The sequence below is a fragment of the Micromonospora sp. WMMD723 genome (assembly GCF_049863385.1).
Taxonomy (GTDB): domain Bacteria; phylum Actinomycetota; class Actinomycetes; order Mycobacteriales; family Micromonosporaceae; genus Micromonospora; species Micromonospora wenchangensis.
This window is the reverse complement of record NZ_JBMKNR010000001.1, coordinates 4,779,943-4,791,830: the sequence shown is the minus strand read 5'-3', so window position 1 is coordinate 4,791,830 and position 11,888 is coordinate 4,779,943. Positions and strand designations below refer to the sequence as shown.

Here is an 11,888-nt window from a genome sequence, read left to right as displayed (position 1 = left end):
GGCGGTGTCAGACGATGGGCCCGGCCCGCAGTCACGGCGTCACCACGATCTTGCCCGCCGCCGTTCCCTGCTCCAGGTACCGGTGGGCCCCGACGATGTCGTCCAGCGTGAACACCCGGTCCACCGCCGGTTGCAGCACCCCGGTGCCGACACCGGCGGTCAGGAACGCGGCGACCCGCCGGGCGGTCACCGGGTCGACCATGTCCGCGATGCTCATGTAGCGGTGGATGGTCAGCGACGGATTCGCCGGGAACGACGCCGGCCGTGGGTCCAGCCAACCCACCGTGGCCAGGGTGCCGCCGAGCTTCGCGGCCAGCGACAGTTCGGCAAGGCCCGGACCCATGACGGCGTCCAGGATGATGTCGACGCCCACTCCCCCGGTGTGCCGCCGCGCCGCCTCCACGACGTCCTCCCGGTCGGTGGCGATCACCGCGGCGGCCCCGGCGGCCACCAGGCTGTCCACCTTGGCGCTGTGTCGGGTGACCGCGATCGGGACCGCGCCGATCTGGTTGGCGATCTGGATCGCGGCCCGCCCGACACCGCCCGACGCCGCGGTGATCAGGATCTGGTCCCCGGGTCGCATTCCGGCCCTCTCCACCAGCGCACCGTAGGCGGTGAAGTACGACACCCAGAGCGCCGCCGCGTCGACGGGCTCCAGCCCGGCGGGCCGTGGCACCACCCGGTCGGCCGGCAGCGTGGTGTACTCGGCATACGCGCCTGTGGTCTCGAAGTCGGGGATCGCCCCCAGGATGACGGGGTCGCCGACGGCCAGTCCGGTCACTGCGGATCCGACCGCGTCGACCACACCGGTTCCCTCGACGCCCAGCCGCGCGTGCGGCAGCCGTACGGGCCGCGGGGACTGCCCGGCCCGGACCATCTGGTCGAGCGGGTTGGCGGCGAAGGCTTCGATCCGTACGCGTACCTCGTCGGCTGCGGGCGCGACGACCGGCTCGTCGACGATGCGCAGCACGTCCGGACCGCCGGTCTCGTCGAATACGACCACTCGTGGCATGAAAGGGCTCCCTGTGCTCCTGATGGGCTTCACCGGAAACGCTACGGAGCCGATAGGAACCTGCTGGTACCTTTCGACCTTGTGCACAACTCCCCCGGTCAGGTCTTTCTCGCCGACTGCCCCACCCGCCTGGCGGTGGAGATCATCACCGAGAAGTGGGCGGTGATCGTGCTGTTCGCGCTCAGCCGGCAACCCCGACGCCCCGGTGAACTCGCCCACCTCATCGGCGGCATCTCCCACAAGGTCCTCACCCAGACCCTGCGCCGTCTACAGGGATACGGCCTGGTCGAACGCCGCGCCTACGCCGAAGCGCCCCCACGCGTCGAGTACAGCCTCACCCCACTCGGGCAGACCCTGGTCGAGCCGATCAGGGTCCTGACCGACTGGGCCCGCGACCACGGCGAAGCCATCGTCGACTTCCAGGAACAGAACGCGCACTGACGCACCCGTCCCGCCGAGGAGATCGAGACGACTCCGGCCGGCCGGTGCGCCGCAGCGAGAGCCACGTCGACGAGGGCAACTGATCGCCACCGGGCGTCGTCGCGCCGTCGGTGACCGGTTGCCAGCGGATCTCCCCGGCGCTAGGTTGACGATCTATCGACAGACATCTACGTAATTGTCGGGGGTCACATGTCCACGTCGGTCACCCGCCGTACCGTCCTGGCCGGCGGTGCCGGCGCCGCCGTCGGCCTCGCGCTGCCCGGTGCCGCCCACGCCGACGGCCACCACCCCACCAGCGTCAGCTTCACTCTCAACGCCACGACGCTCGACGGTGGCGAACAGGTCACCTCGGTCACCCTCGACACCGGCCGACTCGGGCCGATCGACCCCACCGGGCTCAGCACCGGCACGTTCACCGTGCACGCCAGGGCCACCAGCCCGATCCCGATCGCTCCCGGCGACCTGATCTTCAGCGAGTACGACCTGGACCGCCCGGTGACCGCAGCCCGGCTCGACCGGCAGGGAAACATCGTGCTCGACCTGAGCCACGGCGAGGGTCAACTCGGCGGCGGCACCCTCGGCTACATCCTGAGCAAGGGCCGCAACGTCCGGCTGGACCTCGTCTACACCATCACGCAGAACACCCCGCTCGCCCGGCGTCACGGCCCACCCGTCACCGTCACCAGCTTCGTCCAGGGACGGCTGTCGAACCCCGAGGTGGACGCCTTCAGCCACCACGTCTCGGGCTCGGGCATGAAGTACCGGCTGTACTCCCCGAAGCGTTCACCGCGCCATGGCCGGCGACCGCTGATCCTCTGGCTGCACGGTGCCGGCGAGGGCGCCTCACTGCCCGACGGCTACTACGACAACGAAACCACGCTGCGCGCCAACCGCGGCGCGTTGGGCTTCGCCACCCCGCAGGGGCAACGGATCTTCTCCGACGCGTACGTCGTCGCCCCGCAGAGCACCTCCTACTGGATGCAGGACGGTCCCCGGTTCGCCCCGCTGATCGCCGACATCGTCAAGGACCTCGTCCGCCGCGAGCGCGTCGACCCCGACCGGATCTACGTGGTCGGCTGCAGCAACGGCGGATACATGTCCCTGAAGATGACCGTCGCCTATCCCGACCTGTTCGCCGCGTCGGTGCCGATCTGCGGCGTCGTCGAGCCACTCGGCGGGGAGGGCCCTCCGCTGGTCAGCGACGCGGAGCTGGCGGCGATCCGCACCCCGACCTGGCTGGTCACCTCGCTCGACGACGACACCGTGCCACCGGCGACCAACACGATCCACGCCCACGACCTCATTCCGGGGTCCCTGGTCACCCTGTACGACCACGTCGTCTGGAACGGCTACCGGTTCCCCGGTCACTTCTCCTGGATCTACGTGGCCCGCAACGACCCGAGCCTCGACGACACCCACCTCTGGCAGTGGATGGCCCGCCGTCACCGCTGATCGGCCGCATCCGCACCCGCAGCCAGCGGTACGGCTCGCCCCGACGGGCACGTACACGGCCTGATGGCAGGTCCTATTCCTCTCGGGCGGGACGGAGCACCCGGCGCACGGCGTCACGCAGCCACTGGTGGGCGCCGTCGACGCCGTGCCGGGGGTGCCAGGCCATGCCGATCGTCAGTGGTGGCAGCGGCAATGGGATCTCCAGCAGGCGCAGCCCCAGCGCGTGCGCCGCGTCGCTGAGCCGGGACGGAGGCTCACCCGGCAGCGCGGTCGGCACCAGGCAGACCACGTCCTCGGTTGCGGCCAGCATCATCGCGGCCAGGTGTCCGGGCAGGACGGCGCTGACCCGCCGGCTGAGCCCCTGTGCGGCCAGGGCCGTGTCCAGCGGGCCGGTGAAGCGTCCGCGGCGGCTGACCGCCACGTGCTCGGCCGCAGCGAGTCTGGCGGCCGTCAGAGTTCCCTCGGCGAGTGGGTGCCCGGCCCTGACCCCGGCCGCCATCCGCAGGGTGACGAGTTCTTCGACGTGGGTCTCCGGGTCGACGTGGTCGATGGCGCCGACTTCCAGGTCGATCCGTCCGTCACGCAGCGCGGGGCCCGCCTCCCACTCCTCGGCCAGCACCCGCAGCGAGACGCCCGGCGCCCGCCGTCGGGCCAGCCGGAGCAGACCGGGCGCGACCGCGTCACCGACCAGGTCCGCGGCCTGGATGGTGAAGGTCCGCCGCAGTGCCGCGGGATCGATTCCGCCGCTCGGGGCGAGCAACGCCTCCAGCCGGCGTACCACCGCGGCGGCCTCGTCCCGCAGCGCCTCGGCGCGCGCAGTGGGCACCATCCGCTGTCCGGCCCGCACCAGTAGTGGATCGCGGAGCACCCGGCGCAACCGGGCCAGGGTACGGCTCATCGCCGCAGGGGAGGTCTGCAGCCGCGCGGCGGCGCGGGTGACGCTCTGCTCGGTCAGTAGGGCGTCGAGAGCGACGGCGAGGTTGGCATCAAGGTTCGGGGCTGGGCTGCTCACCGCATTTATTCCACTTCAGGCAATGATTGGATGCTGAAGTTCCCATTGTGGCAATGCGGTGCCCGTCCGCACGATGGGTGAGTCCTGCCGATCCGACAATCGAGGTTTCATGATCGTCATTACCGGACCCACCGGGAACATCGGGCGGCACCTGCTGTCGCTGCTGATCGAGGCCGCACCCGCAGGCCGTGAGGAGTTGCGTGTCGTCGTCCGGGACCCGGCCCGGCTGCCCGAGGACGTCCGTGGCCGGGTCGAGGTGGTCGTCGGCTCGCACGGCGACGCCGCGACCGTCGAGCGTGCCGTCGCCGGGGCGGACGCCGTGTTCTGGCTGGTGCCACCGGACGCCTCCGGCACGCCCGACGACGCCTACAGCGGCTTCACCCGCCCGGCCGCGCGTGCTTTCGCCGCGCACGGCGTCGGCCATGTCGTCGGCGTCTCGGCGCTCGGCCGTGGCACCCCGCAGGCCGCCCGGGCCGGGCTGGTCACCGCCTCCCTGGCCATGGACGACCTGATCGCCGGCTCCGGCGTCGCCTACCGCGCCCTGGCCTGCCCGTCCTTCTTCGAGAACCTGCTGGAGGAGGTGGACGCGATCCGCGACGACGGCGTCTTCACCGACACCGCCGTCGCGGACCGTCCGGCCCCCATGGTGGCCGTCGCCGACATCGCCGCCGCCGCGGCCGGGCTGCTGCTGGACCGCTCCTGGACCGGTGTGGGCGACGTCCCGGTGCTCGGCCCGCAGGACCTCTCGCCCGACGACCTGGCCCGCATCATGACCGAGGAACTGGGTCGTCCGGTCCGCTACCGGCGTCAGTCGCTCGACGAACTGCGCTCCACCATGCTCGGCTACGGCCTCAACGCGGCGTTCGTCGAGGCCATGGTCGACATGAAACGCGCCAAGGACGAGGGCCTGGACTCGGGCGTCGACCGCTCACCGCAGGCGGGGCCGGCCACCACGTTCGCGCAGTGGTGCGCCCGAACGCTGCGGCCCGCCGTCCTCACCACCCAGGGGACCGTCGATGCCCGCTGACCGAACCGAGCCGCCGGTCACCGCTTTCATGCTTGTCAAAACCACCCCCGAGTGGCTGGCGATGACCGTGGCCGAACGCGTCCAGGCCTTCACCACCCACGTTCTCCCCGTCATCCAGGCCCGCACCCACGGTGTCCGCTCCCGCTTCTACGACACGGAGTTCTACTCGGCGCGGGTCACCGACATCTGGGTCTGGGAGGCGGACGACCACGACGCCTACCGCCTGCTGATCGACGCCTTGCGCGAGACCCCCTTCTGGGACCGCTACTTCGAGGTCGTCGACCTGCTCGTGGGCATCGAGAACGGCTACGCCCGCACCTACGGCCTGAAGCCGCTGGCCACCCTCGCCACCTGAGGCTCCACCGGACCGGCCGGTGCCGCCGTCGCCCGACGGCGGCACCGGCTCGGCGGAAGGCGATCCCCCGGAACCCTCCCGTTCCGTTCAGCGGGCGGCGGCCAGCCGGGCCAGCTGCCCGTCCTCCAACGGCACGTGCACCGCGTCGACGGCCTCGTCGAGCTGCGCGAGGCTGCTCACGCCGACGATGGGCCGGATGCCCTGCCGCAGCAGCCAGGCGAGCACCACCTGGTTGCGTGTCGCCCCCGTCTCGACGGTGATCTCGTCGAGCACGCCGAGGACCCGGCTCGTCCCCGGGTGGTCGTAGGCCTCGGGGAGGGGCTTGTCGGGGCGCACGTAGCCGCCGTTGATCAACGGGGTGTAGGCCCACACGTCCAGGCCCTCGGTGTGGGCGTAGTCGAGGTCGTCGGCGGTGAGAAGTTTGTGGCCCAGGTCGGGCAACACGGCACCGGGTCTGGGTTGCGCCAGCGAGTGCCGCAGCTGCACCGCCGACCACTGCGCCACCCCCTGGTCCCGGGCCAGGGCGCGGGCCTGCTCGACACGCCACGAGGCGTGGTTCGCCGCCCCCACCCGACGCACGGTCCCCCTGCCGACGAGATCGCCGAAGGCGGTGACGGTCTCGGTAAGCGGCACGCTGCGGTCCTCGCCGTGCGCCCACAGCAGATCGACCACGTCGACACCCAGCCGCGACAGGCTGCCGGCCACGCCCGCCGCGATCGCCCCGGCCGACAGCCCCTCGGCCGACTCGGGCCAGCGGTGCGCCACCAGCGGGTCGTACCGGACCTTCGTCGCGATCCGCACCCGGGCCCGCCCTCCCGGCCGGGCCCGCAGCCACGCCCCGATCACCCGCTCGCTCGCCCCGCCGACACCGGCCGGGTCGGACCAGAACGCGTAACAGTTGGCGGTGTCGATCCACTCCCCGCCCACCTCCACGAACCTGTCCAGCAGCGCGAACGCGCGTTCCTGGTCCACCGTCGTGCCGTAGTTCATCGTCCCCAGCACCAGCCGGGCCACCGCCCTGTCCCCTGCCACGGCGTCGACCCTGCCACCTGGAGCGCACTCCAGGTCAAGCCGCCCGCGACGGACAGGGCGGCACGCCCGGGTACGACGGCGGCTACCGGTGGCGGCTGGGCAGCGGGATCTCGAAGTGCACGGTCTGGCAGGTGGCGTCGGGGCCGTCACGCGCATCGTGGACCGGCGTCGCCAGGCTCCGCCAGAACGGTTCGGCACCGGCGACGCGGGTGTCGGTGTGCAGGTACAGCGCGCGGTAACGGGGTTGCCGGGTGACGAAGTCGACGGCGAGGCCGACCAGTGCCCGGGCGAGACCGCACCGTCGGTGTCCGGGCCGCACGTAGACCCGGAACAGCTGCGCGGTGGTGTCGTCGGGGTAGCGCTCGGCGAGGAAACGTGGGTGGGGTGGGCTCTTGGGCGCGGCGGCGCGTACCGCGGTGGTGCCCACGACCTCGTCGCCCTTGGTCGCGACGAACAGGGCGTGCCGGTCGGGTGTGAGATAGGTGCCGTCGAGGTCGATGACGTCGGCGTGCCATTCGGGCCGGTAGCCGAAGCCGAAGTCGCGGTAGAAGGTGTCCAGCATGACGCTGCGCGCCCCGTCGACGTGCCGGGGGCCGGCGATCTGGACCTCGTACGGGCCGACGCGCTGTCGGTGGTGCGGCATGGTTCCTCCGGTCACGGGTGGGTGGGTGCGGTGTCGTCCGCCGGGTGGGTGTGCAGCAGGGCGCGGCTCAGCGGGTGCTGCGCGTGGTGGAGCAGGTCGTCGGCGGGGCCGTCGTCGACGACGCATCCGTTGTCGAGAACGACGATGTGATCGGCGAGGTGCGCGACCACGTCCCGGTCGTGGCTGATCACCACGACGGTCAGCCGGAGGCTGTGCCGCAGTTCGTCGAGGAGGGTGAGGATGCCGTGCTGGGTGAGCCGGTCGAGCCCGGCGGTCGTCTCGTCGCAGATGAGCACCCGGGGCCGGCTGGCCAGGGCCCGGGCGAGCGCGGCGCGGTGCAGTTCGCCGCCGGAGAGCCGGTCGGGGCGTCGGGTGACCGTGGGTTCGGTGAGGCCCACCCGGGTGAGCAGGTCCAGGGCGGTGCGGCGGGCCTGCGCCGGTGGGGCGTCGTGGAGGCGTCGCGCGGGGGCGGCCGTCTGGTCGAGGACGGTCCGGTGGGGGTCGAAGCTGGCGCGGGCGTCCTGGAACACGTACTGGATGGCGGCGAGTTCGTCGGGGCGGCGGCGGTCAAGGTGCCCGGCGAGGGGTTGCCCGTCGAGGGTCACCAGGCCGGTGCGGGTGGGGTGCAGGCCGGCGAGGCAGCGGGCGAGGGTGGTCTTGCCGCTGCCGGAGCGGCCGACCACGGCCAGGCACCGCCCGGCGGGGACGGTCAGGGTGACGTCGTGGAGCACGTCACGTCGTCGGCCGCCGTCGCGGTGGGCGGCGCTCAGACCGGCGACGTGCAGCAGCGGCCGGTCCTGCCGGGTCGCCGTCGACGGCGGGTGCGGTGGCGCGGCGAGCAGGTCCCGGGCGTGCCGGTCTCGGGGGGTGGCGAGGACGTCGGCGGCGGTGCCGTATTCGACGGCGGCTCCCCGGTGCAGCACGAGAATCTGGTCGGCGACGGCGCGCACGAGGTGCAGGTCGTGGCTGAGCAGGAGCACGGCGATGCCGTCGCGGGCGAGGGTGGTGAGTTCCCGGGCGACGTCGGTGCGGGTGAGGGCGTCCTGCCCGGTGGTGGGTTCGTCGGCGATGAGCAGGACGGCGTGGGCGAGTAGGGCGTGGGCGATGACGAGGCGTTGCTGCTGACCGCCGGAGAGCTGGTGCGGGAAACGGCGCAGGAACCGGCGGTCGGTGGGCAGGCTGACCCGGTCGAGGACGGCGGTCACGGCGCGTCGGCGGGCGTTGCGGCCGGTGCCGGGCGTGTGGTGCCGGGCGATCTCGTCGAGCACGGCACCGATGCGGCGTACCGGGTGCAGTGCGGCACCGGGTTGCTGGGGGACGTAGCCGACGCTGCCGGGCGGTGGCGGGGTGCGGGTGGTGACGGGCGCGCCGGCCAGGGTGACGGTGCCGGTGTGGGCGACGTCGCCGAGCAGGGCCCGGCCGGTGGTGGTCTTGCCGCTGCCGGAGGCGCCGACGACGGCGAGGATCTTTCCGGCGGGCAGAGCGAAGGAGACGCCGTCGACCAGGCGGGTGTCGCCGCTGGTGACGGTCAGGTCCCGTACCTCAAGGAGGGTGCCGGGTGTCGGCGGGCGGGGGGCGGTCGTGGGGGGTGCGGGCCGGGGCGGGGGGTCGGTGCGGCGGCTGACCAGCATCTGATCGGTGGCCAGGTTGAGGCCGACGGCCAGGCAGATGAGCAGGGCGGCGGGGACGGCGACGGCCCAGGGTTGCAGGAACAGTCCGGCGCGGTTGCGGTCCACCATGACCGCCCAGTCGGCGGCGTCGGGTGCCACGCCGATGCCCAGGAAGCTGGCGGTGGCCACCAGGTACGTCGCGCCGACGAACCGGACGCCGGCGTCGGCGAGCAGGACCCGGCGGATGCCGGTGCCGACGTAGCCGGGGCCGCGTCGCCACCAGGTCTCGCGGTACAGGCGCATCGCCTCCATGGCCGGCCCGTGGGCCAGGGGCAGCGCGGTGGCCCGGGTGATCCGGGTGATCTCCGGCAGCCCGATCAGCGCGACGATCCCGACCAGGGTGAGCGGTCCGGGCGGTGCGGTGGCGGCCAGCAGGATCAGCAGCAGCAGTGACGGCACGGCCAGCGCCAGGTCCAGTGGGCGCATGAGCAGTTCGTCGGCCCACCGGCGGCGGGTCGACGCGGCCAACAGCCCGAGCGGCACCCCGACGAGGTACGCCAGCAGCGTCGCGGCGACGGCGACGGCGACGACGGACCGGCCGCCGAGCAGGACCTGCTGGCCGACGTCGCGGCCGACGAAGTCGGTGCCCAGCGGCCCGTCGGCGGCGAACGGGAACGTGCGGCCGGCCGGCTCCCCGGCCAGCAGCGGGCCGCCCACGGCCAGACCGAGCGGCACGCTGAGCAGCGCCGCCACGGTCAGGGTGCGCAGCCGCCTCATCGGCCCACCGGGGTACGCGGGGCGAGGCGGAACGCCACCAGGTCGGCGGCCAGGTTCACCAGCACCGTGGCGACGGCGACGAGGACGCACAGTGCCTGCACGGTGGGCACGTCGCGGGTGGACACGGCGTCGACCAGGGCGGTGCCGAGTCCGGGGATGACGAACACCGCCTCGACGACGATGACCCCGCCGAGCAGCCAGTCGGTGGTGCGGGCGAGTTGCTGCACGACCGGTGCCAGGGCGTCGGGCAGGGCGTGGCGCAGCCAGAGCCGGCCGCCGGTGATGCCGAGGCGTCGGGCGTGGCGGAGGTGCTCGGCGCGTAGCGCGTCGAGCAGGCCGGCGCGGGTGAGTCGGCTGATGGTGCAGACCGGCCGGGCGAGCAGCACGAGCAGGGGCAGTACGAGCACCGACGGCTGGGTGAGCAGGTCGGCGCCGAACGCGGTGGGTGGCAGCCAGCCGAGGCGCACGCCGAAGACCGCGACGAGCAGGATCGCCAGGGCGAACTCCGGCACCGCGTACAGGGCGACCGACACCGCGGACACCGTCCGGTCCAGTGGTCCCCCCTCCCGGCGGGCCGCCAGCATGCCCAGGGCGACGGCGAGCGGTACGAGCACGAGCAGGGTCACCGCCGCCAGCAGCAGGGTGACGCCCGCGCTGTCGGCGAGCCGGTCGACGATCGGCCGTCCCGAGATCAGTGACACGCCGAGGTCGCCGTGGAGCAGGTCGGTCAGCCAGTCGAGGTAGCGCTGCCAGGCCGGCCGGTCGAGGTCCAGCTGTTGCCGGACGGCCGCGATCCGGGCCGGGTCGGGCTGGTCGCCGGCGATCACCACGGCGGCGTCACCGGGCAGCGCCTCGGTGAGCACGAACACGATGGTGGTGATCCCGGCGACCTGCCCGAGGCCGAGCAGCAGCCGCCCGGCGGCGTAGCGGGGCAGACTCACCCCAGCCAGACCTTGTCGAAGCGGGCCCAGTCGAGGGTGTTGGCCGGCGCCTGGGCGGAGACGCCACCGACGCGGGGTGCGGTGGCGACGAGGAAGTCGGCGAAACCCCAGATCAGGAAGCCGCCCTCGGCGTGCAGGACGCGCTGCATGTCGCCGTACGCCTGCCGGCGGGTGGCCTCGTCGGTGCTGGAGACCGCCCGGGTGTAGAGGGCGTCGAAGTCGGGGCGGGTCCACCGGGTCGCGTTGGTGGTGGAGGTGGTCAGCAGCCGCTGGGAGATGTGCGTCTCGATGGGCATGGCGCCGGAGCGGTACGAGGACAGCACACCGGTGTCGAGGATGTCCTTCCAGTAGGTGTCCTTGTTGCCCAGCGCGGTGTCGATGACCAGGCCGGCCTGTCTGGCCTGGTCGGTGAGGATGCTGGCGGCCTCGACGAAGCCGCTGGCCACCGAGGCGGTGTCGAGGCGTATCCGCAGGCCCCGGGCGTCGGCCTTGTCGATCAGGAAGCGGGCCCGGTCGAGGTCGTGGGTGCGTTGGGTGATGTCGTCGGCGTAGTGCTGGTAGCCCTTGCCGAACAGGTCGTTGCCGATCTGCCCGGACCCGGCGAGGACGGTGTCGACGAGCTGTCGGCGGTCGGTGAGCAGGAACATGGCCTCGCGGAGGTCCCGGTTGTCGAACGGCGGCCGGTCGACCTTCATGGCGAAGGACTGCATGGTGCTGTTCGGCATCCGGGTGACGGTCAGCCGGGTGCTGCCGGCGTGGGTGCGGGCGGTGGTGGGGGTGATGTCGTGGGCGTACTCCACCTGCCCGGCGAGCAGGGCGTTGACCCGGGCCGACTCCTCGTTGCTGATCAGGTATTCCAGCTCGTCGAGGTGGGCTGCGCCCTCCCAGTAGCCGTCGTAGCGTTTGAGCAGCAGTGACCGGCCGGGCTGCCAGGAGTCGAAGGTGAACGGCCCGGATCCGACGGGCCGGGTGAAGCTGTCGGTGCCCTCGGGGACGATGTACGCGCCGAACGCGGCCAGGGCGTTGGGGAACTCGGCGAAGGGGCGGGTGAGGGCCAGTTCCACGGTCCGGTCGTCGATGACGCGGCTGCGGGGCAGGTCGAGCAGGCCGAGGCTGGCTCTGGCCCGGTACGCCTTCTTCGGGTCGGTGATCCTGGCGTAGCTGTACAGCACGTCGGCGGCGCGGACCGGCCGCCCGTCGTGGAACGTCGCCTCCCGCAGGCTGATCCGCCAGCGGGTGAGGTCGCCGTTGGGTTCCCATCGTGCGGCGAGGCGCGGCCGGATGGAGACGTCGGGGCCGTAGTCGGCGAGCTTGTCGAACATCGCCTTGGCCCGGGACGCCTCGTTGAACAGGTTGGCCAGGTGCGGGTCCAACGTCTCGTTGACGCCGCCGCCGGCGAACGCCGCCCGCAGCCGGCCGCCGCGCCGGGGTCGCCCGGCGGCGGGGGTGCTCGGGTCGTCGCCCCCACCGCAGCCGGCCAGCAGGGTGGCGGAGACGGCGGCGACACCGCTGAGCAGGCCGCGACGGGTCACCCTCGACACGTCCGCAGACGAGCTATCCATTATGAATGTCCTTTCCGATAAGAT

At 72.7% G+C, this 11,888-nt stretch carries 11 protein-coding genes; 4 read left to right on the top strand and 7 right to left on the bottom strand.

Annotated elements, in window-relative coordinates:
- Positions 1 to 31 precede the first annotated feature (31 nt).
- The gene (locus tag ACN261_RS20950) at positions 32 to 1,012 is read right to left on the bottom strand and encodes a zinc-dependent alcohol dehydrogenase family protein (protein ID WP_425851710.1); all 981 of its coding nucleotides are present in this window, start codon (positions 1,010 to 1,012) and stop codon (positions 32 to 34) included.
- Between the two features lie 81 nt (positions 1,013 to 1,093).
- Here ACN261_RS20950 and ACN261_RS20945 point away from each other — a divergent pair, with 81 nt between their 5' ends.
- Positions 1,094 to 1,453, top strand: a complete 360-nt coding sequence (locus tag ACN261_RS20945) for a winged helix-turn-helix transcriptional regulator (protein WP_302742499.1) — start codon at positions 1,094 to 1,096, stop codon at positions 1,451 to 1,453.
- Between the two features lie 189 nt (positions 1,454 to 1,642).
- Positions 1,643 to 2,905: a prolyl oligopeptidase family serine peptidase gene (locus tag ACN261_RS20940; protein ID WP_425851708.1), complete on the top strand. Its 1,263-nt coding sequence runs from the start codon at positions 1,643 to 1,645 to the stop codon at positions 2,903 to 2,905.
- A 73-nt stretch (positions 2,906 to 2,978) separates the two neighbouring features.
- Here ACN261_RS20940 and ACN261_RS20935 read toward each other — a convergent pair whose 3' ends face one another.
- Positions 2,979 to 3,917 (bottom strand): LysR family transcriptional regulator, encoded by a 939-nt coding sequence (locus ACN261_RS20935; protein ID WP_425851707.1) that lies wholly within the window; start codon positions 3,915 to 3,917, stop codon positions 2,979 to 2,981.
- A gap of 109 nt (positions 3,918 to 4,026) precedes the next feature.
- On the opposite strand from ACN261_RS20935, the gene ACN261_RS20930 reads away from it, so the two are divergent.
- Entirely contained in the window at positions 4,027 to 4,944 is a 918-nt protein-coding gene (locus tag ACN261_RS20930; protein ID WP_302742493.1) for an NAD(P)H-binding protein, read from the top strand.
- Complete coding sequence (locus tag ACN261_RS20925; protein WP_302742491.1) at positions 4,934 to 5,299, top strand: darcynin family protein; 366 nt, start codon at positions 4,934 to 4,936, stop codon at positions 5,297 to 5,299. Before ACN261_RS20930 ends, ACN261_RS20925 begins: the two co-directional genes overlap by 11 nt.
- 87 nt (positions 5,300 to 5,386) lie before the next feature.
- Here the strand turns inward: ACN261_RS20925 and ACN261_RS20920 are convergent, their stop codons facing one another.
- From ACN261_RS20920 to ACN261_RS20900, 5 genes are all read right to left on the bottom strand, one after another.
- The gene (locus ACN261_RS20920) at positions 5,387 to 6,331 is read right to left on the bottom strand and encodes an aldo/keto reductase (RefSeq protein WP_425851704.1); all 945 of its coding nucleotides are present in this window, start codon (positions 6,329 to 6,331) and stop codon (positions 5,387 to 5,389) included.
- Positions 6,332 to 6,413: 82 nt separating this feature from the next.
- The gene (locus tag ACN261_RS20915; protein WP_425851702.1) at positions 6,414 to 6,974 is read right to left on the bottom strand and encodes a GNAT family N-acetyltransferase; all 561 of its coding nucleotides are present in this window, start codon (positions 6,972 to 6,974) and stop codon (positions 6,414 to 6,416) included.
- Positions 6,975 to 6,985: 11 nt separating this feature from the next.
- Positions 6,986 to 9,361 carry an ATP-binding cassette domain-containing protein gene (locus tag ACN261_RS20910; RefSeq protein ID WP_421481370.1) on the bottom strand — a complete coding sequence of 792 codons (2,376 nt, stop codon included), beginning with the start codon at positions 9,359 to 9,361 and terminating at the stop codon, positions 6,986 to 6,988.
- A complete protein-coding gene (locus ACN261_RS20905; protein WP_425851700.1) occupies positions 9,358 to 10,302 on the bottom strand; it encodes an ABC transporter permease in 945 nt (314 codons plus the stop codon). Before ACN261_RS20905 ends, ACN261_RS20910 begins: the two co-directional genes overlap by 4 nt.
- Positions 10,299 to 11,864 carry an ABC transporter substrate-binding protein gene (locus ACN261_RS20900; RefSeq protein WP_363658222.1) on the bottom strand — a complete coding sequence of 522 codons (1,566 nt, stop codon included), beginning with the start codon at positions 11,862 to 11,864 and terminating at the stop codon, positions 10,299 to 10,301. The genes ACN261_RS20905 and ACN261_RS20900 overlap by 4 nt, the downstream gene beginning before the upstream one ends.
- Positions 11,865 to 11,888 lie beyond the last annotated feature (24 nt).